General features: G+C 61.0%; 27 protein-coding genes and 1 tRNA gene. 19 read left to right on the forward strand and 9 right to left on the reverse strand.

The genetic code is table 11. The annotated features are described in order from the left end of the window. The first annotated feature begins 98 nt into the window (after positions 1 to 98). The 3 genes from kdsB (at position 99) to QVG21_RS01910 (ending at position 2,728) form a co-directional block, all read left to right on the forward strand. Entirely contained in the window at positions 99 to 866 is a 768-nt protein-coding gene (kdsB, locus tag QVG21_RS01900) for a 3-deoxy-manno-octulosonate cytidylyltransferase (RefSeq protein ID WP_287921615.1), read from the forward strand. 137 nt (positions 867 to 1,003) lie between these two features. Beyond that, positions 1,004 to 1,750: a 3-deoxy-8-phosphooctulonate synthase gene (gene kdsA, locus QVG21_RS01905; RefSeq protein WP_287921618.1), complete on the forward strand. Its 747-nt coding sequence runs from the start codon at positions 1,004 to 1,006 to the stop codon at positions 1,748 to 1,750. Positions 1,751 to 1,762: 12 nt separating this feature from the next. After that, positions 1,763 to 2,728 (forward strand): KpsF/GutQ family sugar-phosphate isomerase, encoded by a 966-nt coding sequence (locus QVG21_RS01910; protein WP_251214821.1) that lies wholly within the window; start codon positions 1,763 to 1,765, stop codon positions 2,726 to 2,728. A gap of 383 nt (positions 2,729 to 3,111) precedes the next feature. Here QVG21_RS01910 and QVG21_RS01915 read toward each other — a convergent pair whose 3' ends face one another. Continuing rightward, positions 3,112 to 3,459, reverse strand: coding sequence for a hypothetical protein (locus QVG21_RS01915; protein ID WP_287921623.1), 348 nt, complete (start codon positions 3,457 to 3,459; stop codon positions 3,112 to 3,114). Here QVG21_RS01915 and QVG21_RS01920 point away from each other — a divergent pair. From QVG21_RS01920 to QVG21_RS01930, 3 genes are all read left to right on the forward strand, one after another. Further along, complete coding sequence (locus QVG21_RS01920) at positions 3,451 to 6,000, forward strand: SLBB domain-containing protein (protein ID WP_251214819.1); 2,550 nt, start codon at positions 3,451 to 3,453, stop codon at positions 5,998 to 6,000. The two genes, QVG21_RS01915 and QVG21_RS01920, sit on opposite strands and share 9 nt — an antisense overlap. Positions 6,001 to 6,002: 2 nt before the next feature. Continuing rightward, a complete protein-coding gene (locus tag QVG21_RS01925; RefSeq protein ID WP_502871755.1) occupies positions 6,003 to 7,118 on the forward strand; it encodes a Wzz/FepE/Etk N-terminal domain-containing protein in 1,116 nt (371 codons plus the stop codon). Between the two features lie 197 nt (positions 7,119 to 7,315). Continuing rightward, positions 7,316 to 7,546, forward strand: a complete 231-nt coding sequence (locus QVG21_RS01930; protein ID WP_287921629.1) for a hypothetical protein — start codon at positions 7,316 to 7,318, stop codon at positions 7,544 to 7,546. Here QVG21_RS01930 and QVG21_RS01935 read toward each other — a convergent pair. Continuing rightward, positions 7,544 to 7,615 (reverse strand) — tRNA-Arg (locus tag QVG21_RS01935). The two genes, QVG21_RS01930 and QVG21_RS01935, sit on opposite strands and share 3 nt — an antisense overlap. A gap of 42 nt (positions 7,616 to 7,657) precedes the next feature. On the opposite strand from QVG21_RS01935, the gene QVG21_RS01940 reads away from it, so the two are divergent. The 10 genes from QVG21_RS01940 (at position 7,658) to QVG21_RS01985 (ending at position 16,313) form a co-directional block, all read left to right on the forward strand. Beyond that, entirely contained in the window at positions 7,658 to 8,287 is a 630-nt protein-coding gene (locus tag QVG21_RS01940; RefSeq protein WP_287921631.1) for a hypothetical protein, read from the forward strand. 5 nt (positions 8,288 to 8,292) lie between these two features. Next, positions 8,293 to 8,886 carry a riboflavin synthase gene (locus QVG21_RS01945; RefSeq protein ID WP_251214815.1) on the forward strand — a complete coding sequence of 198 codons (594 nt, stop codon included), beginning with the start codon at positions 8,293 to 8,295 and terminating at the stop codon, positions 8,884 to 8,886. A gap of 5 nt (positions 8,887 to 8,891) precedes the next feature. Next, on the forward strand, positions 8,892 to 9,941 hold the full coding sequence (locus QVG21_RS01950) for a sensor histidine kinase (protein WP_251214814.1): 1,050 nt from the start codon (positions 8,892 to 8,894) through the stop codon (positions 9,939 to 9,941). Between the two features lie 15 nt (positions 9,942 to 9,956). After that, on the forward strand, positions 9,957 to 10,820 hold the full coding sequence (gene lgt / locus QVG21_RS01955) for a prolipoprotein diacylglyceryl transferase (RefSeq protein WP_251214813.1): 864 nt from the start codon (positions 9,957 to 9,959) through the stop codon (positions 10,818 to 10,820). Next, positions 10,817 to 11,800 (forward strand): SPOR domain-containing protein, encoded by a 984-nt coding sequence (locus QVG21_RS01960; protein ID WP_287921636.1) that lies wholly within the window; start codon positions 10,817 to 10,819, stop codon positions 11,798 to 11,800. The genes lgt and QVG21_RS01960 overlap by 4 nt, the downstream gene beginning before the upstream one ends. After that, positions 11,800 to 12,288, forward strand: a complete 489-nt coding sequence (locus tag QVG21_RS01965; protein ID WP_251214811.1) for a GtrA family protein — start codon at positions 11,800 to 11,802, stop codon at positions 12,286 to 12,288. Before QVG21_RS01960 ends, QVG21_RS01965 begins: the two co-directional genes overlap by 1 nt. A gap of 144 nt (positions 12,289 to 12,432) precedes the next feature. After that, positions 12,433 to 13,128 (forward strand): NigD1/NigD2 family lipoprotein, encoded by a 696-nt coding sequence (locus tag QVG21_RS01970; protein WP_287921639.1) that lies wholly within the window; start codon positions 12,433 to 12,435, stop codon positions 13,126 to 13,128. Between the two features lie 31 nt (positions 13,129 to 13,159). After that, positions 13,160 to 14,167 carry a Holliday junction branch migration DNA helicase RuvB gene (ruvB, locus tag QVG21_RS01975; RefSeq protein WP_251214809.1) on the forward strand — a complete coding sequence of 336 codons (1,008 nt, stop codon included), beginning with the start codon at positions 13,160 to 13,162 and terminating at the stop codon, positions 14,165 to 14,167. A 51-nt stretch (positions 14,168 to 14,218) separates the two neighbouring features. Beyond that, positions 14,219 to 15,502 (forward strand): malic enzyme-like NAD(P)-binding protein, encoded by a 1,284-nt coding sequence (locus tag QVG21_RS01980; RefSeq protein WP_287921644.1) that lies wholly within the window; start codon positions 14,219 to 14,221, stop codon positions 15,500 to 15,502. Between the two features lie 94 nt (positions 15,503 to 15,596). Beyond that, positions 15,597 to 16,313, forward strand: a complete 717-nt coding sequence (locus tag QVG21_RS01985) for a TapB family protein (protein ID WP_287921647.1) — start codon at positions 15,597 to 15,599, stop codon at positions 16,311 to 16,313. A 13-nt stretch (positions 16,314 to 16,326) separates the two neighbouring features. Here QVG21_RS01985 and aroB read toward each other — a convergent pair whose 3' ends face one another. Then, positions 16,327 to 17,346: a 3-dehydroquinate synthase gene (gene aroB, locus QVG21_RS01990; RefSeq protein WP_287921650.1), complete on the reverse strand. Its 1,020-nt coding sequence runs from the start codon at positions 17,344 to 17,346 to the stop codon at positions 16,327 to 16,329. A 198-nt stretch (positions 17,347 to 17,544) separates the two neighbouring features. Here aroB and typA point away from each other — a divergent pair, with 198 nt between their 5' ends. The 3 genes from typA (at position 17,545) to rpiB (ending at position 20,173) form a co-directional block, all read left to right on the forward strand. Continuing rightward, entirely contained in the window at positions 17,545 to 19,347 is a 1,803-nt protein-coding gene (typA, locus tag QVG21_RS01995) for a translational GTPase TypA (RefSeq protein ID WP_251214805.1), read from the forward strand. Positions 19,348 to 19,357: 10 nt separating this feature from the next. After that, the gene (locus QVG21_RS02000; RefSeq protein ID WP_251214804.1) at positions 19,358 to 19,672 is read left to right on the forward strand and encodes a hypothetical protein; all 315 of its coding nucleotides are present in this window, start codon (positions 19,358 to 19,360) and stop codon (positions 19,670 to 19,672) included. Positions 19,673 to 19,738: 66 nt separating this feature from the next. Continuing rightward, positions 19,739 to 20,173, forward strand: coding sequence for a ribose 5-phosphate isomerase B (gene rpiB, locus QVG21_RS02005; protein WP_287921653.1), 435 nt, complete (start codon positions 19,739 to 19,741; stop codon positions 20,171 to 20,173). 105 nt (positions 20,174 to 20,278) lie between these two features. Here rpiB and QVG21_RS02010 read toward each other — a convergent pair whose 3' ends face one another. The 6 genes from QVG21_RS02010 to QVG21_RS02035 all read right to left on the reverse strand — a co-directional run bounded on the left by QVG21_RS02010 (position 20,279) and on the right by QVG21_RS02035 (position 24,363). Further along, on the reverse strand, positions 20,279 to 21,268 hold the full coding sequence (locus QVG21_RS02010) for a DUF2851 family protein (RefSeq protein ID WP_287921654.1): 990 nt from the start codon (positions 21,266 to 21,268) through the stop codon (positions 20,279 to 20,281). A 1-nt stretch (position 21,269) separates the two neighbouring features. Further along, on the reverse strand, positions 21,270 to 21,590 hold the full coding sequence (locus QVG21_RS02015) for an iron-sulfur cluster assembly protein (protein ID WP_251214801.1): 321 nt from the start codon (positions 21,588 to 21,590) through the stop codon (positions 21,270 to 21,272). Positions 21,591 to 21,593: 3 nt separating this feature from the next. Further along, positions 21,594 to 22,025 carry a SufE family protein gene (locus QVG21_RS02020; RefSeq protein ID WP_287921657.1) on the reverse strand — a complete coding sequence of 144 codons (432 nt, stop codon included), beginning with the start codon at positions 22,023 to 22,025 and terminating at the stop codon, positions 21,594 to 21,596. A 17-nt stretch (positions 22,026 to 22,042) separates the two neighbouring features. Continuing rightward, positions 22,043 to 22,351, reverse strand: a complete 309-nt coding sequence (locus tag QVG21_RS02025) for a helix-turn-helix domain-containing protein (RefSeq protein ID WP_287921660.1) — start codon at positions 22,349 to 22,351, stop codon at positions 22,043 to 22,045. Further along, entirely contained in the window at positions 22,348 to 22,713 is a 366-nt protein-coding gene (locus QVG21_RS02030; protein WP_287921664.1) for a type II toxin-antitoxin system RelE/ParE family toxin, read from the reverse strand. The genes QVG21_RS02025 and QVG21_RS02030 overlap by 4 nt, the downstream gene beginning before the upstream one ends. A 90-nt stretch (positions 22,714 to 22,803) precedes the next feature. Beyond that, the gene (locus tag QVG21_RS02035; RefSeq protein ID WP_287921667.1) at positions 22,804 to 24,363 is read right to left on the reverse strand and encodes an alkaline phosphatase family protein; all 1,560 of its coding nucleotides are present in this window, start codon (positions 24,361 to 24,363) and stop codon (positions 22,804 to 22,806) included. Between the last annotated feature and the right edge of the window lie 8 nt (positions 24,364 to 24,371).

The following is a 24,371-nucleotide window of genomic DNA, read 5'->3' on the forward strand; positions in this document are numbered from 1 at the left end:
AAGGTGAAAGGTGAAAAGTGAAAGGTGAAAGGTGAAAAGTGAAAGGCATTCGCCGGAGCCATGGAAAAGCCGCAATTCTGAATCGTGAATTCTGAATTATGAATTTTTTAGCAGTCATTCCTGCGCGTTATGCTTCGACGCGCTTCCCGGGCAAACCGCTGGCCCTGCTGGGCGGTAAGCCCGTCGTTCAGCGCGTGTACGAGCAGGTCGCCGGAGTGTTGGACGACGCTGTGGTCGCTACGGACGACGAGCGTATCCGCGATGCCGTGCTGGCGTTCGGCGGCAAGGTCGAAATGACCTCGCCCGACCACCGGAGCGGCACGGACCGTTGCCGGGAAGCCTACGAGAAGGTTTGTGCGCGCGAAGGTCGGGAATACGACGTGGTGGTGAACGTGCAGGGCGACGAGCCTTTCATCCACCCGGCGCAGATCGAGACCGTGAAACGCTGTTTCGACGACCCGGCGACCGACATCGCGACGCTGGTGAAACCTTTTGTGCCGGCCGACGGACTGGCTGCGCTGGAGAATCCCAATTCGCCCAAGGTCGTGGTCGACACGCAGATGCGGGCGCTCTACTTTTCGCGTTCGGTGATTCCCTACCTGCGGGGCGTGCCGCGCGAAGAATGGCTCTCGCGCCATACCTATTATAAACACATCGGTCTCTATGCTTTTCGGACCGAAGTGCTGCGGGCCGTGACAGCGTTGCCGCAGTCGCCGCTCGAACAGGCCGAATCGCTCGAACAGCTTCGCTGGCTCGAAAACGGTTATCGGATCGGCGTGGGGATTTCCGAGTTGGAAACCATCGGCATCGACACCCCCGAGGACCTCGCGCGGGCCGAAAGATGGTTAATGAAAAATGAAGAATGAAAAATTAAAAATCGTTTTTTTGCGGGATTCGTTTCTGCGATCCGGTCGGTTCCTTATTTGAAAGAGCGTCATTCTGAGCGTAGCGAAGAATCTGTCAGAGAGCGATTTTTAATTCTTAATTTTTAATTCTCGATTTTATGAAGTTCATCGCTGGTCCCTGCGTCATCGAATCGGTCGAGTTGCTCGACGCCGTGGCCGAACGCCTGGCGGCCATCAACCGCCGGTTGGGTACGGAGATTATCTTCAAGGCTTCGTTCGACAAGGCCAACCGCACGTCGCTGGGGTCGTTCCGCGGACCGGGTATCGACAGGGGGTTGCAAATGCTCGCCGACGTGCGGTCGAAGTGGGGGTTGAACCTGCTGACCGACATCCACGAAGCGTGGCAGGCCGCGCCTGCGGGCCAAGTGGTCGACGTGCTGCAAATTCCGGCGTTCCTGTGCCGTCAGACCGATTTGTTGGTCGCCGCGGCGAAGACGGGCAAGACGGTGAATATCAAGAAAGCGCAGTTCCTGTCGGGCGCCGACATGCGCTATCCCTACGACAAGGCGCGCGAATCGGGCGCACCGGAAATCTGGCTTACCGAGCGTGGCAACAGCTTCGGTTACAATAATTTGGTGGTCGACTTCCGGAACATCCCCGACATGTTGCAAATCGCCCCGACGGTCATCATGGACTGCACCCACTCGGTCCAGCGCCCCGGGGCAGCCAACGGCACGACGGGCGGCAACCGCGAGTTCGTGCCTGCGATGGCCCGTGCCGCCAAGGCGTTCGGTGCGAACGGTTACTTCTTCGAGGTGCATCCCGACCCCGACCATGCCAAGAGCGACGGCCCCAACATGCTGCGGCTCGACGACCTGGAATCCCTGATAGAAAGCCTGCTGTAAATTTTAGGAGTTATGAGCGAATCCCAAAAAACGCAAATCCTGGAAGCCGCCCGCAAGGCGATTCACACCGAAATGCTGGCCCTGGGCCGCATGGAGGAGACTTTGGGCGACGAATTCGCGCGCGCCGTGGAGACGGTGCTGGCCTGCCGCGGCAAGTGCATCGTCACGGGCATGGGCAAATCGGGGTTGGTGGGCCGCAAAATCGCGGCGACGCTGGCTTCGACCGGAACCCCGAGTTTCTTTCTGCATCCGGGCGAAGCGTTCCACGGCGACTTGGGGATGATTTCGCCCGACGACGTGGTGGTGGCGCTCTCCTATTCGGGCGAGACGGACGAGATACTCAAAATCGTGCCGTTCATCCACGCCAACGGCAACAAGCTGATTTCGATGACGGGCAATCCCGAATCGGCGCTGGCCAAAAATTCGGACGTGCATCTGGACGTCGGCGTGAAAGAGGAGGCCTGCATCCTGCACCTGGCGCCCACGACTTCGACCACGGCGCAGATTGCCATGGGCGATGCGTTGGCCGTGTCGCTGATGCGCATGCGCGGTTTCACGAGCGTGGACTTCGCGCGCCTGCACCCGGGCGGCAGCCTGGGCCGGCGGCTGCTCATGACCGTGGGTAACGTGATGCGTTCGCACGACCTGCCGGTGGTGGCGCCCGACTGCCCGGCGGTCGAGATGATACACGCCATCTCGAAAGGCGGCCTGGGGCTGATCGTGGTGTGCGACGGCGACCGCATCGAAGGAATCGTCACCGACGGCGACGTGCGCCGCGCCATGGAGCGCCGCCGTGCCGACTTCTTCGGAATCGTGGCGGCCGACATCGCGACGCCGAACCCCAAGACCATTGCCGCGTCCGAGAAGCTCATCGAAGCCGAGAAGATGATGACCGGCAACAAGGTGACTTCGTTGCTGGTGACCGACGACGCCGGAAAGTTGCAGGGCGTGATTCAGATTTACGACATCAAGTTATAGATAAAAGGCAGCTTCGGTCCGGAGTGGCGGTGGATTACGGTTCCCGCCAGTGCGGCCGCAGATTCAGCAATCCGCCGGCGCAGTGGCGCTTCGGAATTTCCACCGGAGTGCTAAAACGTTTTAGCAACATGCTGAAACGTTTTAACTGCCGTCGGCTGTGTACCCCAGTCTGACAGAAAACAAACTTTAGTGAATAATGAATAGTTAATGGGGAATAGTTATCCGAGATTCGGAAAACCAATTATTCACTGTTCATTATCAATTATTCATTGAGTATTTTTTTTCTGCCATTCATTCCAGCGATTGCTCATTATGGCTGTTGCTACGGGTCTCCGCCACCCCTCGTCGGGAGCCTTGACTAACGTCGGCACGTGGGGCGCCTACTACGGTTCGTCGTCTTTCGCTGCCGGCAATCCGAACGCCAGCCACTTGGCATTCGGTTCGGGCGAGGTGAACCCCTTGAACAGCGCGAACCGGGCGAACGCCCTCTCCGTGCGCTGCGTCCAGCATCTGCGGCTGCTTTTTATCTTTTTGAGGGCGGGTTCTCCGGGTAGGAACGGCAGAAACGTTTTCCCGAAGGTCGCCGGGTCGCAAATTGTGGGGAAATATTTGGCCGGAAAGAGAAATTGACCTATTTTTGTGAAATTCGGAATACGTGCGTTCCGGGGTGCGGATGCGCCGCCGGGACGCTGCGGTACGACACGAGAAAAATCATTCGGACGATGAACCATAAGTTTCTGATTGTTCTGGCGGCGCTGGTGGCCCTGTGCGGACCCGTGCAGGCGCAGATGACCGACGAGCAGATCATCGAGTATGTGCAGCAGGGTGTCTCCTCGGGCAAGAACCAGCAGCAGCTGGGCCGGGAGCTGCTGTTGCGCGGAGCTACGCAGCAGCAGCTTCTGCGGCTCAAAACGCAGTACGAACAAGGCGAACTGGACATGTCGGCCACGGGAGCCAAAGGTTCGCAGTCGGCCAAGGGACGGTCGGCTTACAGCACTTCGTCGCGCAGCGACGTCTTCCGCGACGTATCGGACGGCGAGGGAACCGCGGCCACGGGCCGGGGAACCGACAGCCAGCCGAACGGCGTGACGGGCGATGCGGCCGCGGTGGCGGGGCAGATGCCCATGCAGAACGGCATGGCCGCTCCCACGATGAACGGCCCCTATGGGCAGATGAATCCCGGTTATTACGGTGAAATCCGCGATACCGTGGGCCGCCGCCGGGTTTTCGGCCGGAGCGTGTTCACGGGCCGGACCCTCACTTTCGAGCCCAACGGCAACATGGCTACGCCGAAAGACTATCGCCTGGGCCCGGGCGACGAAGTGATCGTCGAGGTATGGGGTGCCAACGAAGACACGGTGAACGCCTTGATTTCGCCCGAGGGGAGCATCATGGTGGAGGAGATAGGTCCGGTCTATCTGAACGGACTGACCGTCGCCGAAGCCGAGCGCCGCATCCGCGGAGCCATCGCCCGCAAGTATGCGGGGATTTCGGGCGAGGAGCCCGCTTCACAGGTGCGTGTGACGCTGGGCCAGATACGCACGATACTTATCAATGTCATGGGCGAAGTGGAGGTGCCGGGTACCTATCGGCTCTCGTCGTTCGCGTCGCTGTTCCATGCCCTCTACCGGGCGGGCGGCGTGACCGACATCGGTACGCTCCGCAACGTCGAAATCTTGCGCGGCGGCCGCCGCCACGCGGTGTTGGACCTCTACGACTATCTGTTCTCGGGCCGGTCGGACAAGGATTTGCGGCTGGAGGAGGGCGATGTCATCTTGGTGCATCCCTACCGGACGATGGTCGAGGTGAAGGGTTCGTTCAAACGCCCGATGCTCTACGAGCTCAGGGAGGGCGAGACGATGCAGCAGCTGCTCGGCTATGCGGGCGGATTTGCGGGCGACGCCTACGACCGCGAAGTGCGGGTGACGCGCCGTTCGGGCCGCGAACACGAATTTTTCAGCGTTCCGGCCGCCAAGTTCGATACGTTCGTGCTTAAAGACGGCGACGTGATCGAAGCCGACCCGGTGCTGGACCGATTCGCCAACCGGGTGGAAGTGCGCGGTGCGGTCTATCGCCCCGGGATGTACGAACTGAGCGACGACATGAATACCGTGGGGCAGTTAGTGGCCCGCGCCGAGGGGCTCAAGGACGATGCGTTCCTGGCCCGGGCGCTCCTCTACCGCGAATGCGACGACCTGCTGCTGCGGATGGTCTCGGTCGACCTGGCGGGCATCGTGGCGGGCACTTCGCCCGACGTGGTGTTGCAGCGCAACGACGTGCTGGTCATCCCGAGCCGTCATGACCTGACGGAGATGGGCGACTTCACCATCAACGGACAGGTGGCCCGGCCGGGCACCTATCCCTATGTCGAGAACATGACGCTCGAAGACCTCATTCTGCAAGCGGGCGGCCTGCTTGACGGAGCTTCGGTGGTGCGCGTGGAAGTGGCCCGCCGGCTGAAGGACCCCAAGAGCACGACGGCCGACAACCAATTGGGCAAGGTCTACACCTTCTCGCTCAAGGACGGATTCGTGGTCGACGGCGAGGAGCGGTTCGTGCTGGAACCGTTCGACGTGGTGGCCGTGCGCAAGAGCCCGGGCTACCAGGAGCAGCGCATGGTCTCGGTGTCGGGCGAGGTAGTTTTTTCGGGCGGCTATGCTCTGTTGCACAAGAACGAACGCATCTCGGACCTGGTGAACCGGGCCGGGGGCGTGACCCGCGATGCCTATGTGCGTGGCGGCCGACTGATCCGCCGGATGAACAAGGAGGAAAAGGCCGTGCTGGAAGATGTGATCCGCATGGCCCAGCTCGACGGCGGGACCGATTCGGTGTCGGTGGAGAAACTGCGTCAGAACGAAACCTACACGGTGGGTATCGAGTTGGACAAGGCGCTGGCCAATCCGGGTTCGGACTACGACATGGTCCTGCGTGAGGGCGACGAGTTGTTCGTGCCGGAATATGTGAGCACGGTACGCATCATGGGCGAAGTCATGCGCCCCAATACGGTGCTCTACTCGCAGGGCAAGAAATACAAGGACTATATCGACCAGGCGGGCGGCTATGCCAACCGGGCCAAGCGCTGCCGGACCTATATCATTTACATGAACGGCACGATTTCGCGCAAGAAGAACCGCATCGAGCCGGGCTGCGAAATCATCGTGCCCCGCAAGCGCGAGCGCACTCCGCTGGGCGTGACGCAGATAATGGGCCTTGCCACTTCGGCCGCGTCGCTGGGCACGATGGCCGCGACGATAGCCAACCTGGCGAAGTAACTTTGAAGATGAAAAACGACATGCAGGAAACACCCGCACGGCCGGACGACGAGCAGATCGACCTGCTGGCCGTGGCCCGGAAGCTGTGGGCCGAACGCAAACTCATCATGCGCTGGTGCGCCATGGCGGCGCTCGCAGGGCTGGTGATCGGATTCAGCATTCCCAAGGAGTACACTACGGAGACTGTGCTGGCGCCCGAAACCTCGTCGGGCAAAGGGTCGTTGGGCGGGTTGAGTTCGCTGGCGAGCCTGGCGGGAATCAACATGGGCAACATGACCGATGCGGACGCCATCAATCCCGACGTATACCCCGAAATCGTGGAATCGCTGCCGTTCGTGACGGAACTTTTCCCGGTGGTGGTGGAGACCAGGAACGGCAAGCTGCGGACCGACCTCTACGACTATCTGCTCGACCACCAGCGTGCGCCGTGGTGGAGCGCGGTGCTTTCGGCTCCGTTCAAGGCGCTGGGCTGGGTGGCTGAGCGGCTGCGCGGCGATGCGGAAACGGAGGGTCCGGTGGACCCGTTCCGGCTGACGCCCGACCAAAGCAGGGTGGCGGAGAATCTCGCGAAGCGCGTGGTCGTGGTCATCGACAAGAAAACGTCGCTGGTGACCCTCTCGGTGACGATGCAGGACCCGCTGATTTCGGCGACGCTGGCCGATACGGTGATGCGCAACTTGCAGAACTACGTGACCGACTACCGCACGAACAAGGCGCGGCTCGACCTGGCGTTCACGCAGCAACTTTTCGACGAAGCACAGCAGAAGTACTACCACGCCCAGCAGCGCTACGCCCGCTATATGGACGCCAACCAGAATGTGGTGCGGCGTTCGGTGCGGACCGAACAGGAGCGGCTGCAAAACGAAGTGACGCTGGCTTACAACGTCTATAACCAGATGGCCCAGCAGCTTCAGTTGGCCAAGGCCAAGGTGCAGGAGAGCACGCCGGTCTATGCGGTGGTACAGCCTGCCACAGTACCGTTGCGGGCGGCGAAGCCCTCGAAGATGCTGATATTGGCGGGATTCATTTTCCTGGGCGGCGTGCTGGCTTCGGGGTGGATTCTCGGTGTCCGCGATTTCGTCCGTAATTTCAACGAAAAGAGCCCGCAGGAGGAGTAGCCTTTGCGGGGCGTCGATGGATAGTGTGCGGGGTTTCGATGACGCCGCACACTTTTTTGTGTCCTTATATATAATATAGGTATCGCGGAACAACACGGATAAAAGACAGCCGACACACCCGGAGTGGCAAAGTCTTCGCAAAGGCGCAAGGTGTGCGTTGAGCGAGCGTGGAAAAGCTGCCGAAACCCGAATCTGCTATGAAAAGGCTTAAAAATGTTATTTTTTGTTGCCGTCAAGAATTTTGTTATTATTTTTGTCCTATTGTAAGCGCGCCGGAACGTGCGGCGGGGAGAAGGTTGCAGCGCAGTCGGCCGCCGGAAAACGGCCGTGGAGAAAGGATAACGACGAAAAACGAACTCAATGCGGCGAAAGGCACGGGCATCGCAAAAAAAAGACAGGCGCCGCTTGCGCAGTGCCTGCCGAAGTAGTCCCGACGGGAATCGAACCCATATCGTAAGAACCGGAATCTTATATTCTATCCATTGAACTACGGGACCGGGAGTGCAAATATACGAATTTTTTTTAACTTTGAAACCGAAATGCGAGAAAAGCAGAATAATTGGCAGCGGCTCGAGGCCGTAATCAAGTGGGCGCACATGTCCACCAACTATTTTGCCCGCCATATCGGTTTGGCGCGGGGCGAAAACCTCTACCAGATCAAGCGGGGCAACAACGGTATTTCGCGCGACGTGGCGCGGCGGATCGTAACGAAATTTCCGCAGATCGACCTGCTGTGGCTGCTCACAGGCGAGGGCAAGATGCTGGCGGAAGACCGGCCGCAGGGGACGCGGATTCCGTTTTACGACGTGGACGTGGAGCAGGGAATCTCCGACCTCGAACGTCTTCAGCCTGACGACGATATGATTGTTCCCCGGGTGGCCCAGTGCGACCTGGCGATGGTCTACGAAGGGCGTGCCATGGGTGCGCTGGTGCCTCCGGGTACGGTGGTGCTGCTGAAAAATATTGACCTGGATGCAATTATTCCGGGTGGAGAATATGTAATTGTCAGCCGAAAAATTGTAACTTTGCGTATAGTTCGTGCCACGGAGAACGAGGCACAGTTCCGCCTGGTGCCGGGAGATAAGGAGAAGTTCGACGATATGATTCTCAATGTCAGCGACATAATGGCGGTCTACAAAGTGAATGGCAAGTTGATAATCAACAGGTAGCAGGGATGTTTTCAGGCATCGTGGAGCGGACGGCGGAAGTCGTAGGAATCCGCACGGACCGTCAGAACAGGGACTTCACACTCCGCGCGGACTTCGCGCAGGAGTTGAAAATCGACCAGAGCATAGCCCATAACGGCGTATGTCTGACGGTCGTGGGCATCGAGGGCGACACCTACACGGTGACGGCTATGAAAGAGACCCTCGACCGGAGTAATTTGGGGTTGCTCAAGGTCGGCGACCTGGTCAACCTCGAACGGTCCATGAAGCCCGATGCGCTGTTGGACGGCCATATCGTGCAGGGGCATGTGGACCAGACGGCCCGGTGCACGGCCAAGGAAGACGCCGACGGCAGTTGGTACTTCACGTTCGAGTACGAACCCCAGGGCGGCGGGCTTTGCACGGTCGAGAAGGGTTCGGTGGCGGTGAACGGCGTGAGCCTGACGGTCTGCGACTCGAAAGCGGGCAGTTTTCGGGTGGCCATCATCCCCTACACGATGGAGCACACCAATTTCTGCCGCCTGGAAACGGGTTCGGTGGTCAACCTGGAATTCGACATTGTGGGCAAGTACATCGCCCGGCTGATGGAGCAATATAGGTAGTTTTTATGGTAAATATCAAGACCAAGGAAGGGGCTTCGCTGTGGATAGCATTGTTGGCGGCGGTCATCGTTGCGGTGGGCATGTGGCTGTTCCGCGCGGTGTGGTGGCTGACGCTGAGCGTGGCCGGCGGGGTGTTCGTCGTGATGGCGCTCGCGGCGCTCTTCATCATCCGCAAGTATGTGGCCTACAAGCTCAAGCCCATCTACTCGATTGTGCTGTCGCGCGACGTCCATACCAACGAAATCTTCTCGGAACTGCGCGACAAGCGGGTCGAGAACATCGGCGAGGAGCTCACGGCGTGGGCCGACACCAACGACAAGGAAATCGCCCGGCTCAAGGAGGCGGAACACTTCCGCAAACAATACCTGGGCAACGTGGCGCACGAGTTGAAGACGCCGATTTTCAATATCCAGGGTTATATTTCGACCCTGTTGGACGGAGGGCTGGAGGACGAACTCATCAACCGCAAGTTCCTCGAACGGGCCGAAAAGAGCATCGACCGGCTGATAAACATAGTCAACGACCTCGACACGATTTCCAAGCTCGAAAGCAACATGAACCGGCTCGACATGGAGAAGTTCGACGTGGTGGCGCTGGCCAAGGAAATCGCCGAGCAGGCCGAGATGGAGGCCGACAGGAAAGGCATCAAGATTTCGGTCAAGGGGGCGGAGAACCTGCCGTCGCAGTTCTGGGTGTTGGCCGACAAGCATTTCATCGGCCAAGTATTCGTCAATCTGATTATCAATTCGATACGCTACGGCAAGGAGGGCGGGACGACCCGTCTGCGCTTCCGCGACATGTTGGACAAGATACTCGTCGAAATCGAGGACAACGGACAGGGCATCGGCAAGGAGGATCTGCCGCGCGTCTTCGAGCGTTTCTACCGCACCGACAAGGGCCGTTCGCGCGAGCAGGGCGGCACAGGGCTGGGTCTGGCCATCGTGAAGCACATCGTCGAGGCCCACGGCGAGCGCATCAGCGTGCGCAGCGAGCCGGGCGTGGGCAGCACTTTCTCGTTCACGCTCAAGAAAGTACCCTTGCAGGAAATCAAGTAAACCCTATCCCGACAAATGATACGACCGCTCAGCATCGTCTGGAATTTCGACCCCGTGCTTTTCAGCATCGGGTCGCTCGACATCCGCTACTACGGGCTCATGTGGGTGCTGGCGATTTTCGTCGGCGCCAAACTTTTCGACTGCTTCTGCAAGCGCGAGGGATTGCCCGAAAAGGTGTCGGAGTCCATCTTCGTCTACGGTACGCTGGCCACCATCATCGGTGCGCGGCTGGGTCATTGCCTGTTCTACGATACGATGGAATACCTGCGCGCCCCGTGGACCATCATTACCGGATTCCGCGACGGTGGATTGGCCAGCCACGGCGCTGCCATCGGCCTGCTGATCGGGCTGTGGCTCTTTTCGCGCAAGAACAAGCTGCCCTACATCTGGTCGCTGGACCGTATCATGATCGCCGTCGGTATCGGCGGTGCGTTCGTGCGTTTAGGCAACCTGTTCAACTCGGAAATCTTCGGTATGGCGACAACCCTGCCGTGGGGCTTCGAGTTCGTGCGGTCGTACAAGTGGCTGCATGAATTCGCTCCGGCGGCGGTCCACCCGACGCAGATTTACGAAGCGCTGTGCTACTTGGCCACTTTCGGCGTGTTGTGCTGGCTCTACTTCGGTCGTGACCTCGCGCGTCGCAGGCCCGGCGTGCTGTTCGGCATCGGTTTGGAGGGGATATTCCTCACGCGTTTCCTGATCGAGTTCATCAAGACCGAGCAGGAGGCGTTCGAGATAGGATGGGCGCTCGACATGGGCCAGTGGCTCAGCATACCCTTTATCGTGCTGGGCGTGTATATGATATGGCGCGGCATGACCCGTCCGGCCGAGGTTCCGGCTCCCGTGCCCGCCGCAACGACCAAAAAACAGAAGCGATGAACGAGAATCCGATGACCGAACAGGTCAACCGTCTGATAGGCAACCGCCTGGCGGCGGGATGCGAACTTTTTCTGCCGGGCGTCGGCTCCCTCTATACCGACCAGCGGGGCGCCCGCCGTGTGTCGAAGCGGATGGTCGAACCGCCGTGCCGCGTGGTGCTTTTCACGCCGCAGGAGCGGGGTGCGTCGTTGGTGGACGAAATCGCCGGAGCGGCCCGCTGCGACGTGGACCGGGCGCAGTCGATTTACGACCGCTGGCTCGATAACGTGCTGGGCGAGAATACGCTGACTATCGACGGGGTGGGCGAGCTGCGGTTCCGCAACTTCACGCCCGACGAAGAATTCGACCTGCTGCTCAACCCGCAGGGCCATGCCCCGGTCAAGATGAGGTCGGGCGGCCGCGACTGGGCGGTGTGGGTCGGCCTGCTGGCTATTGTGGCGGCGTTGGGCATTGGTTATATGATGTTCGTGCAGAAGCCTGCTTTCCTGGAACGTTTCGGGTTGAATCCGGACGAAGAACAATACGAACCCGCGGCTTCCGAGGTCGCAGCTCCCGCGCTGGGCGACGATTCGGCGGTGGCAGGACAGCCCGCTGTTTCGGAGCCTGCCGATAACCGGACGACCTCCGCTCCGGACGACGGACAGCCGATAGCGCCTGCTGTCGGTCAGATTCCGACGCCCGAACCGACGGCGGCTCCTGCCGCGCCTGCCCCGGGGCTGCTTGGGACCGCGCAGGCTCCCGCTTCGCTGGTATCGGGTCATCATTATGTCGTAGCCGGGGTCTTCGCTTCGCCCGAGAACGCCGACCGCACGGCGGAGGAAATCAACCGCCAGGACCCGGCGCTGCAATGCGCGGTCTACCGTTTCGGCAGCAAGCTGATGGTCTCGCCGTTCCAGTCGGCCGACCCGGAAGCCTGCCGGCGCTTCGTGCGCGACCACCGGGTCCGCTGGCGCGACGCGTGGATCTATACCGCCCGCTGATGCGGCCGGCCGAAGCCATCGGGCGGGCGATAGACCGCTTCTACATCGGGCCGGTGGCGGCCGTGGTGCCGCGCCAGACGTTCCGCTATGCGGCTTGCGGAGGGTTGACTTACGGGTTGTTCGACCCGGCGTGCTACTTCTTAGTTTATAATTACATCATCGCCCATCGGTTTGTCGGCTTGGGCTTTGCCGTGCTCTCGCCCCATATTGCGGCGCTGGCGCTGACGTTCCCGCTGACGTTCTTTGTCGGCTTCTGGCTCAACCGCCATGTGGCGTTCCGTCAGTCGCCCCTGCGGACCCGCACGCAGTTGTTCCGCTATGCGCTCTCGGTGGGGGGCTCGGTGGTGCTGACTTACGCAGGGCTGAAATTCTTCGTCGAGTTCTGCGGCGTCTGGCCCACTCCGGCCAAAATCCTCACGACCTGCATGACGACCGTATACAGCTATCTCGCCGCCAAGTATTTCACCTTTCGGCATGCACGGGAGTAAGTGCGGGGTCCTTGACCGTCCGGCGTTTCGGGCGCTGTCCGAAAGAAAATGCGGGCCGCTATTTTTTTTTGAACGATAAATACCGTATTTTTGTCTTCGCACGTTTGTAAGATGAAAAAACCATATATTGAAAAACTCGAACAGATGAAAAAAATCGGTTTGCTGCTGCTTGCAGCGGTTGCGGCGGCGGGGCTGTCGTCGTGCAACGACACCAAGGTGGACCAGCCGGGCAACATGAGCTTCGTGACGGTCCGTACGCTGTCGACGAGCGATTATTATTTTGTGACCGACACCGACAAGCGGGTCTATCCCGGCGACAAGAGCCGCGTCGGCTCGTATGTGGCCAAGGACGGACAGCGGGCGCTGATAACGTTCAACGTGCTGGAAAACCCCGCGCCCGGCTACGATTACAACGTGGCGCTTTACGGCATTGCCAATATCTATTCGTCGGTTGCGCGTGTGGTGACCAGCGAAACGGAGCTCGAAGAGTTGAAGGACGATGCCGTGCTGGTTCGCGACGGCCGTCTGCTGGGCAGCTGGACGACGCTCGTTGTCCGCTATACCGCTTCGGACGCCTCGAAACACAAGTTCGCGATGATCGTCAACAAGGTCAGCGAGGCGGCCGAGACCGACGGAGAATATCTGGACGTCGAACTGCGCCACGACAACGGCGGCGATGCCCAGTGGAACCTCTATGAGAGCTACGTGTCGTTCGACATGCAGGACCTCGAAGAGCTGCTCGGCGGGAAAAAGGGCATCCGTATCCGTTACAAGGACGGTTCCGACGTCGACTACGTCAAGCTCGACCGCATGACTTCGGAGACGGAGAAAACGTTCTGACGCACGCGGTTACTTTCTTTTCTTAATACCGATGTCTGTCGTACGCAATACCGAGAGCGACCTCGAATTCGAGAACAAAATCCGCCCCCAGGAGCTTGAAAACTTCTCGGGGCAGGACAAGATCGTCGAGAATCTGCGCGTCTTCATCAAGGCGGCGCTCATGCGGGGCGATTCGCTCGACCACGTGCTGCTGCACGGCCCTCCGGGGCTGGGCAAGACTACGCTGGCCAACATCATCGCCAACGAGATGGGGGCGCAGCTGCGGGTTACTTCGGGTCCGGTGCTCGACAAGCCGGGCGACCTGGCGGGTCTGCTCACCAACCTCAGTCCGGGCGACGTGCTGTTCATCGACGAAATCCATCGGCTGAGCCCCATCGTGGAGGAGTACCTCTATTCGGCGATGGAGGACTACAAGATAGACATCGTGTTGGACAAGGGGCCTTCGGCGCGGTCGATTCAGATCGAGCTGGCACCCTTTACGCTTGTCGGTGCCACGACCCGCAGCGGTCTGCTGACCTCGCCCCTGCGGGCGCGCTTCGGCATACAGTGCCACTTGGAATATTACGATGCGCCCGTGCTGGCAGGGATAGTCCGCCGCTCGGCCCGCATTCTCGACGTCTCGATAGACGACGATGCGGCCCACGAGGTGGCGCTGCGTTCGCGCGGTACGCCCCGCATCGCCAATGCGCTGCTGCGCCGGGTGCGCGATTTCGCCATGGTCAAGGGCGAGGGTCATATCGACCTGGAAATCACGCGTTTCGCACTCGCGGCGCTGAATATCGACTCGCGTGGGCTGGACCGCATGGACAACAAGATTCTGGGCACGATCATCGAGAAATTCGGCGGCGGCCCTGTGGGGTTGAACACCATTGCCACGGCCGTGGGCGAGGAAGCCGGAACGGTCGAGGAAGTCTACGAACCGTTCCTCATCAAGGAGGGATTTCTCAAGCGCACGCCCCGGGGCCGGGAGGCTACCGAGCTGGCTTACAGTCATCTGGGTTTCAGGTCGCCCGGCGGCGGCGAGGGGTCGCTGTTCTGAACGGCCGCGGCGTAATAATTGCATCGTTCTGCACCGAAAACCGATGCAGAGATGGCACGACAGTTCGATACACTCGATTCGGATGCCCTTCGCTATCACAGCGAGGGGCGTCCCGGCAAAATAGGGATAGAACCCACCAAACCCGCACAGACCCAGCAGGACCTGGCGCTGGCCTATTCGCCCGGCGTGGCGGCTCCGGCGCGCGCCATTGCGGCCGACCCGGCCGATGCCTACCGTTACACGGGCAAGGGCAATTTGGTGGCCGTCGTCTCCAACGGGTCGGCGGTGCTTGGGCTGGGCAATATCGGGCCGCTGGCGGCCAAGCCCGTCATGGAGGGCAAGAGCATGTTGTTCAAGCGCTTCGCCGGAATCGACGCTTTCGACATCGAGGTCGACGAGACCGACCCCGAAAAAATCATCGGCGTGGTCAAGGCTATCGCCCCGACTTTCGGGGGCATCAACCTGGAGGACATCAAGGCGCCCGAGTGCTTCGAGATAGACCGCCGTTTGCGTGAGGAGCTGGATATTCCCGTGATTCACGACGACCAGCACGGCACGGCCATCATCGTCTCGGCGGCGGTCATCAACGGGGCGAAAATCGCAGGCAAGGAGGTGGCTAAATTGCGGGTGGTGGTCAACGGCGCGGGCGCTGCGGCCATCGCCTGCGCGCGCATGTTCCTGACGCTCGGCATTCCGCGCGGCCAGATCGTGCTGTGCGACAGCCGGGGTGTCGTCACCCGTTACCGCGAGGGGCTCACTCCGCAAAAGGAGGAGTTCGCCACGTCGCGGCGGCTGGCCTCGCTGGCCGAAGCGCTGCACGGCGCCGACCTCTTCGTGGGGGTTTCGGTCGCCGATGCGCTGACCCCCTCGATGGTCCGCACGATGGCCGAAAATCCCATGGTGCTCGCGCTGGCCAACCCCGACCCCGAAATCGCCTACGGCGCGGCGATGCGTTCGCGCCCCGACATCATCTTCGCCACGGGGCGGTCGGACTATCCCAACCAGGTCAATAACGTGCTGGGGTTCCCGTTTCTGTTTCGCGGGGCGCTCGATGTGCGGGCTGCGCAAATCAACGATGCCATGAAGCTGGCCGCGGCCCGCGCGCTGGCCGACCTGGCCCGCCGTCCGGTGTCGGAGAGCGTGCTGCGCGCCTACGGGCTCGAAAGGCTCGAATTCGGCCGCGAGTATCTGATACCCAAGCCGCTCGACCCGCGGCTGCTCTGTACGGTCTCGACCGCCGTGGCCCGGGCTGCCGTCGAATCGGGCGTGGCCCGGCAGCCTGTCGACGATTGGGATGCTTATGCCGAAGCGTTGCGCCGGATGAATCCGATGTAGCGTGGGTGGCGGGTTTCCGTACCCCGAATCGAGGCGAAGGGATGCAGGGTCGGAAAGTTTGCTTATATTTGCAAGGTTCCAATTTCCGAGTCCCATGAAGAAAATCCTTTGCCTTGTTTTCGCCGGCTTCGGTGCTGCGGCATCCGCCGGCGCCCAGTCGCTTCCGCTTGCCTGCACCGAAGTAGGAACGCAGCTCGAATATGCCGACTACGATTCCCGGGGCGCGTTGACGGGTTACACGCAGACGGTCGTTGTTGCGAGCGAATCCGGTCCCGACGGGCTCATCGTCGAGACCCGCACCGTCATGTTGGATGCGGACCGTCGGCCGGTCGAACCCGCCGAAGGACGCAGCGCGTTGCAGACCGACCGGCTTGTCGTGAGTGCCGAGGGAATCTGTCTGCGTCCGGACGACTGGCTCGATATGGTTTCCGGAGACGATTGGAAGGCTTCGGTCGAATGTCGGGGCGACAAATATCTCATACCTGCCGTCCTGCATGCCGGCCAGCTGCTTCCCGAGTTGGCGATGACATTGCACATCCGCACCGAAAACGGATTCAGGACTCAGGTGTCGATACGTATTGCCGATCGCCGGGTCGTGGCGCAGGAAACGACGACCGTGCCGGCCGGGACATACGAAACGGTGTGTCTGACCGAGACGGTCCATGTCAAATGGTCGGTGGTCGGAGCTGCGGCGCAGACCAGAACATGGTATGCACCGGGCATCGGCAGCGTCCGCGCCGAGAAACTGAACAAAAGGGGTAAATTGGAAAGCCGTTCCGAGCTGATCTCCGTGCTCCGCCCGCAGCGATAGGTGCCGCTGCGTTTTATGGCAGAACCAGCGCCGCGAACTCTTCGACCCGTATCGGCCGCACGATGCAGTCGCCGATGCCGACGGGCAGGACGATGCGGAGCAGGCCGTCCTCGCTTTTCTTGTCCTTGCCTACCTCTTTCAAAAGGCGCCGGACGTCGACGGGAGGGGCCAGCTCGAACCCGAGGGCGAGCAGCAGGGCTACGATGCGGTCGCGGTCGGCGGGCGAGAGCAGCCCCAGCTTCACGGCGACGTCGGCAATCATGGCCGTGCCGACGGCCACCGCTTCGCCGTGGTTCATCCGGGCGGAGCATTTCTCGATGGCGTGGGCAAGGGTATGGCCTAAGTTGAGCTTGCGCCGTTCGCCTGTTTCGCGTTCGTCGCGCTCGACGATGCCCGCCTTGACACGAATCGAAGCCGAAATCGCGTCGGAAAGCAGGTCGGTGTCGGTGCGCAGGGCGCCGAACGACGTGTTCTCCAGCCGCGCGAAGAGCCCGGCATCCTCGATGACGGCGGTTTTGACCACCTCGGCGAGCCCGGCGCGGAATTCGCGGTCGGGCAATGACCGGAGCAGGGCGGGGTCGCAGATGACGAAGCGCGGCTGGGTGAAAGTCCCGGCCATGTTCTTGTAGCCGTCGACGTTGACGCCGTTCTTGCCGCCGACGGCTGCGTCGACCTGCCCCAGCAGGGTCGTGGGCACGAATCCGAACGACAGACCGCGCATGTAGGTCGAAGCGGCGAATCCGGCGACGTCGGTGACGATGCCCCCGCCGACGGCCAGGATGAAGGTCCGGCGGTCGACGCCCGCTTCGATGAACCGGCGGTAGAGCGTCTCGACCGTCTGCAGGGTCTTGATACTCTCGCCCGAACCGATGAGCATGCGGTCGCAGCCCTGGAACAGCGGGCCGTAGAGCCGGTCGATGGTGGCATCGCACACGACGACGACCCGCCCCTCGGGCAGCAGCCCCGGCAGCAGGTCGGCCGCCGGGCCGACATAGATGGGGCTCTGTTGGCGGATGGTGAACGCGGGTTTCATGGGTTCTCGAATCGGAATGACAGCAATGCACAAATGTAGGACAATTCGCGCTTATCTGCAACACCGGAGCGTAGCGCAAACGGCCGGACGAATGGGGTGTTCGGGCGGAAGCGAAATCCGGCGCCCGAATTTTTAGTTCCCGATTTTTTCCATTCTTAATTCTGTTTTTCCTACCTTTGCGGAATAAAAATCCATTCCATGCAGAAACTGCGCAACATCGCCATCATCGCCCACGTCGACCATGGCAAAACCACGCTCGTCGACAAGATGATTCTGGCAGGCAACATCCTGCGCGACAACGCCAAACAGAGCGGCGAACTCATACTCGACAACAACGACCTGGAACGCGAACGGGGCATCACGATTCTCTCCAAGAACGTTTCGGTCCTCTATAAGGACTACAAAATCAACATCATCGACACCCCGGGCCACGCCGATTTCGGCGGCGAGGTGGAGCGCGTGCTCAACATGTGCGACGGCGTGCTGCTGCTCGTCGACGCGTTCGAGGGTACGATGCCGCAGACGCGGTTCGTGCTGCAAAAGGCGCTCGCGCTGGGCAAGAAACCCATCGTGGTGGTCAACAAGGTCGACAAGCCCAACTGCCGCCCCGAGGTGGTCAACGAGCAGGTCTTCGACCTGATGTTCTCGCTCGACGCCACTGAGGAGCAGCTCGATTACAAGACGATTTACGGCTCGGCCAAGCAGGGTTGGATGTCGCACAAGTGGAACGAGCCGACCGATTCGCTCGTGCCGCTGCTGGACGCCATCATCGACGAGATTCCCGAACCGGCCATCGTCGGGGGAACGCCGCAGATGTTGGTCACCTCGCTCGAATATTCGGCCTACACAGGCCGCATAGCCGTGGGCAAGGTGACGCGCGGTTCGCTGCGGGCCGGGCAGAACGTGACGCTCGCCAAGCGCGACGGCGCGACGATGCAGAAGACCAAAATCAAGGAGCTGATGATTTTCGAGGGGCTCGGCAAAAAGAAGGTCGACGAAGTGCCGTGCGGCGAAATCTGCGCCATCACGGGCATCGAGGGTTTCGAGATCGGCGACACCGTCTGCGACTACGAGAACCCCGAACCGCTGCCCCCCATCGCCATCGACGAGCCTACTATGTCGATGCTTTTCACCATCAACAATTCGCCTTTCTTCGGCAAGGACGGCAAGTTCGTCACTTCGCGCCATATCAAGGACCGGCTCGACCGCGAGCTGGAGAAGAATCTCGCGCTGCGCGTGACGCCCGGACCGTCGGCCGACAGCTTCAACGTCTTCGGCCGCGGCGTGCTGCACCTCTCGGTGCTCATCGAGACCATGCGCCGCGAGGGCTACGAGTTGCAGGTGGGACAGCCGCGGGTCATCGTCAAGGAAATCGACGGCAAGAAGTGCGAGCCTATCGAGGAGATGACCGTCGACTGCCCCGAGGAACATTCGGGCACGGTCATCGAGTTGGCGACCAAGCGCAAGGGCACCTTGACGAACATGGAAGCCAACGGCGACCGCGTGCGGCTGGAATTCTCGATTCCCTCGCGCGGCATCATCGGTCTGCGTTCCAACATGCTGACCGCAACGGCGGGCGAGGCCATCATGACCCACCGGCTGAAGGGCTTCGAGCCGTGGATCGGCGAAATCGAGATGCGCACCAACGGTTCGATCATCTCGGGCGAGACGGGCACGGCCTACGCTTATTCGATCGACAAGTTGCAGGACCGCGGGCGTTTCTTCATCAGCCCGATGGACCAGGTCTACGAGGGGCAGGTCATCGGCGAACATACGCGCCAGAACGACATCACGGTCAACGTGACCAAGTCGAAACAACTTACGAACATGCGCGCTTCGGGCTCCGACGACAAGGCCGTCATCGTGCCGCCCAAGGTCTTCACGCTCGAAGAGGCGCTCGAATACATCAAGGAGGACGAATACGTGGAGGTCACGCCGCACGCCATGCGCCTGCGCAAGATTCTGTTGCACGAAGTCGACCGCAAACGAGCCTCCAAATAGACCCGAACCTATGACAACTTTCATGCTTTCGCTTTGCGTCGGCGCCGTGGCAGGCGCACTCGACGTCATCCCGATGGTCGCGCGGCGGCTTTCGTTCCGCTCGTGTCTCTCGGCGTTCTGTACTTATCTGTTCGCCGCTGTCATCATCTTTTACAGCGACCTGCCTTATCTGCCTTGGTGGGCCGACGGCATGGCCGTGACGCTGATGATGGCGCTTCCGGTGGTGCTTACCTTCGCTGGAAAGGAGCGCAAGGCCGCTCCCGTGGTGCTGTTCAATGCGCTGTTGTTCGGCTTGTTGATTGCCGTCGCCGAGCGTTTCCTGTAGCTAAGACGTAGGAAATCTGTTTGAAATGAACGTTTTTTGCAGTAGTTCGTACCAAAACCGAAAACTATGAAAAAAATAGGAATCGCCTGCGACCATGCGGGCTACGAAATGAAGGAGTTTTTGGTCGGTTACCTCGACGCCATGGGTTACGAGGTGCTCGACTTCGGCACCCATTCGCCCGAGAGCGTCGATTACGCCGATTTCGGTCACCCGTTGGCCGTAGCCATCGAAAAGGGTGAATTGGAGCGCGGCATAGGGTTGTGCGGTTCCGGCGAGGGGATGGCCATGACGCTCAACAAGCATCAGGGTATCCGGGCCGCGCTGTGTTGGAATACGGAGGTGGCAACGCTGACGCGCCAGCACAACGACGCCAACGTCATCGTTTTCCCGGCGCGGTTCATCAGCAACGACGAGGCCGTGGCCATGCTCGACCTTTTCCTCCGCACACCGTTCGAGGGCGGGCGTCACGAGCGGCGCATCGGGAAGATGGCTTGCAGGTAGTTTCCGGATGAAAAATCGTGCAGTCGGCTCCAAAGGGGCCGATTGTTTTTTTGCGGGCGGCAGGGCCGATTGTTTGTTAGGTGGCCGACGTTTCTTTGTTCGGACCTACACTTCCGTAGGAAGCGACAGCCGGACGGCATGAAGAATCCGCCGCCCGACGGGGCAGACGTTGCAGCGGGGCGGTTCGGAACGGCGGGCGGCAGGGTCGTTGGCGCCCGGCATGCAGAATTCGGTGGCCAGTTGCAGCAGCGCCTGCGTCTCGAACGCGTTGCGGGGGTTGAATCCGCGGTTGCTCCAGGCCGAGACATAGCGGTTTTCCTCGGCGGGCAATTGTTCCAGCAGCGTCAGCGCATTGTCGCGCATGGCTTCCTTGCCCGTATAGCTGCCGTAGGCGAATTGGAGGATCGCCACCAAGTTGATGCCGATGATATGGGCCTTGAACGCGCCGAGACGTCGGGGCCCCTCGTTCGTCGCGCAATGTTTCTGCCAGTAGTCGGGGGCGTCGATGCAGAAAAGTTTGCGGATGTCGGCTTCCGTGCGGCAGGCCAGGGTCCGCGCCATGACGAACTGGTCCTGCGCGAAGAATGCCGCGGCCTGCGCCAGCCGCAGCACCGGGTGGTTGGCGGGACGCAGACCGTCGAGCGTCCATTCGCCGGGTTGCATCGCGTCGATGCCGTATTTGGCGCTCAGATGGGCGAACGTCGCGCGGAGGTCCGAGGTGTATTCGTCGTCGGGGCAGAGTGCCAGCAGTCCCGACGCTCCCAGCAGCAGCGCTTCGACGGCATGGGGCGTCAGCCGTTCGCGCAGGATGGCCTTGTAGGGTACCAGCCCGGCCAGCCGCAGGTAGGCCCTGAGGTTGAGCCGGTCGCCCAAGGTGCGGAAATAGAGCCGGTAGAACGTTTCGTTCCAGTTCTCGCCCGCCGCGGCGTGGAGTTCGCCGACCATGCGCATCTTGCGCCCGAGCCGGTCGAAGACCAGCGCCGTGCAGACTTCGTGGCGCGCGAGCGGCTCCAGCCCCGTCAGATAACCGCCGCAGGCATATTTGCAGGCGCCCGCCTGCAACCGTTCCAAGGCTTCCGCAATGCGTGGCGCCATCCTACAGCATGTTGAGTTCCAGAAGCGCTTCTTCCGACATCATGCTGCGGTCCCACACGGGGTCGAACGTCAGCACGACGTTGACCGACTTCACTCCCGGAACCTTGCCCACCTGGACGTTGACGTCCTCGACCAGCATGTCGGCCATCGGGCAGTTGGGCGCCGTGAGGGTCATGCGGATTTCGGCCGTGCCGTCGGGCGTGTAGTCGATTTCGTAGATAAGCCCCAGGTCGTAGATGTTGACCGGAATTTCGGGGTCGTAGATGTTTTTGAGCGTCAGGACTATCTCCTGCTCGACTTTCAATATCTCTTCGGGTGTCATGGCTCAGTCGTTTCGGGGTTCGGTCCGGTTGGCGTAGGCCAGGGCGTAGAGCCGCATCTGCTTGACCATCGCCGCAAGGCCGTTGGCCCGCGTGGGCGAGAGGTTGGCGCTCAGCCCGATGGCGTCGATGAAGTAGAGTTCGGTGTCGAGAATCTCCTGCGGCGTGCGGCCGTTCAGCACGCGTACCAGCAGGGCGATGATGCCCTTGGTGATGATGGCGTCGCTGTCGGCCGCGAAGTGCACGCGCCCTTGGCCGTCGAGCCGGGCATCGACCCACACCCGCGATTGGCAGCCCGCGATCTGGTATTGTTCGGTCCGGTGTTCCGGGGCGATGGCCGGAAGCCCTTCGCCCAGCCCGATCAGATAGTCGTAGCGGTCGAGCCAGTCGTCGAAAACCGAAAATTCTTCGATGATTTCGTCTTGTATCTTGTCCATGATGTTTTTTGTTGGGTCTATATGGAATTCGACGGTTGCCGCAGCTGGAAATTCAGTCCCAGTTCGTTGACGATACGAAGGAACGAGCTCAGCCGCAGGTCGTTTTCGCCGCGTTCGACTTTGGAGATGTACGTGCGCGGCACTTTCATTCTGTCGGCCAGCTGCTGTTGGGTCATCTTGAGCGCCTTGCGACGGTCGCGCAGGATTTCGCCGTAGAACCAGGCTGTCGATTTGGCGTGGAACTCCTCCCGGGCGGGAGTGCCGGGCCGGCCGTATTTCTCGGTGAAAAGTTGTTCCGCGGTCTTCAGTTGCGTCTTGTTCATCATCGTTCCAGAGCGTTTAGTATTTTTTCGGCAATCGTTATCTGTTTCCGGTAGTCCTTTTCGGATTTCTTCAGAAAACTGTTCAGCAGGTAGATTTCGGTCGCCTGCATGATATTTTCGGCATTGGCTGCAAAGAGCACCGTGCGGTAGGCATTGGACCCGACGGCGACCCGTATTTCGTGGAGCCGCGTCCCGGCCAGATGCTTGACGAATTTGGTGGGCAGCACGTAAATCCGCTGTACGATGTCGAGCGTATAGTCGTATTTCTTCTGCACTTCCGGTGGAAGCGAATCGTAGAACCGCACGAATTCTTCCGTCAGGTAAACGGAGCGTAAGGGTTTTAGGGTCGGTTCTTCATTTTTCATGCCGCAAATGTACCTTATTGGGTTCAAAAATGCAAATATTCCGACAGAAATCGAATCTTTTTTGCCGGGTCGGCCGGGAGTCGGGCCGTTTTATTCTGCGATTTCTTCCAGCACCTCGCCCTCGGAAGCGGCGGGTTCGGAAATTTCCAGCAATCGTGCCACGGTGGGGGCCACACAGGTCATGTCGACCGGGCGGCGGATGCGCTGCGGCGGAATCCCGGCGCCGTAGAAAAGCAGGGGCACTTCGGTGTCGTAGCCGTACATCGAGCCCGACGACGAGTGGCAGCGGTTGCGTTCCTCGATCCAGCCGGGCATCAGGTTGAGCACCACGTCGCCCGAGCGGCGGGGGGAGAAGCTGTTTTGCAGCCGCCGGGCGTAGCCGCTGCCGAAGTAGCTGGTCCGCATGGCCGTGGCGGCCAGCGCGTGCGACACGCCGCCGAACTGCATGGCGAAAATCGCCACTTCGTTCTGCACATCGGCCAGGTTCAGTCCTCGTTCGTATATCAGATTGTGGTTGAGCCAGATGCAGTTTTCATTGTAGTCGCAGACCCAGTCGCCCACGCCGTAGCGGACGTTGAGAAAGCCGTTGACAATGACCTCGAACTGCCGTGCATTGAAGCGGTCGGCGGCCGGGGCGGCCAGGTCGTAGGACGGGCTCGTGCCGTGGTCGGAGGTCAGCACGACCAGCACTTCCTGCTCGTCGGCCTGCGCGAAGAGGTAGGTCAGAAAGTCGGCCAGGTCGCGGTCGAGCCGGCAGTACATGTCTTCCACCTCGACCGATTCGGGGCCGTAGACCTCCGCGATGCGGCGCGATGCGTCGAGACAGATGTTCAGCAGGTCGGGCGCCGCGTCGCTGCCGAGCTTGCATTGGGCGATGGCCTGCTTGGCGAAAGCCAGCACCGCCGTATTGCCTGCCGGGGTGTAGAGCAGCCGTTCGTAGTCGTTGTCGGGCGTGAGGCGCCGCGCGCCCGACGATGCGGCGTCCTTGCGGCCGCGGCCCAGCGGGAGAATGTCCCAGTGGCGGGTGTTGCGGTAGCTGTTGCGGTCGTAGAGCATCCGCCACTCGGGGGCGAGCAGCGCGAGGTTATAGCGTTCGCGGTTGGTGCGGGCGATCCATTCGGGGAGTTCGGGCGCATAGTGGTAGGAGGTGGCCCAGCCGGCGTGCTGCGGGTCGAGCCAGTAGACTTGTCCGGTGCGGCCGCCCATGACGACGGCCGATTCGGCTTCGGCGGCGACGGTCATGCAGCGGCTGCCGGGCAGGCAGCGCAGCAGCGCTTCGCCGAGCGTGGGGGCGATGAGCTGGTAGGGCCCGGGGCCCTGGCGCCCTTCGGTCAGCCAGACGGTCTTGTTGTCGGTGTAGTCGTGCCAGCGCGAGCCGATGACCCCGTGGGTCGAGGGCATGGCTCCGGTGGTGAGGGTGGCCAGCGCCACGGGCGTGGTGGTCTGCTGGAAATCGTAGCGCGCCCCGGCGTAGCGGACGCCCCCTTCGGCAAGCCGCTTGAACCCGCCTTCGCCGAAGTGGCCGGCGTAGCGGTCGAGGTCCTCGGCGCGCATCGACCCCACGACGATCTGGACGATCAGCCGCGGGCGGGCCGCCTGTATGGGTAGGGAGCAGAGCGCCCCCAAAAGAAGCAGAAGCAGTTTTTTCATCGTTCGAT

The sequence above is a fragment of the Alistipes sp. UBA6068 genome (assembly GCF_949428155.1).
GTDB classification, from domain to species: domain Bacteria; phylum Bacteroidota; class Bacteroidia; order Bacteroidales; family Rikenellaceae; genus Alistipes; species Alistipes muris.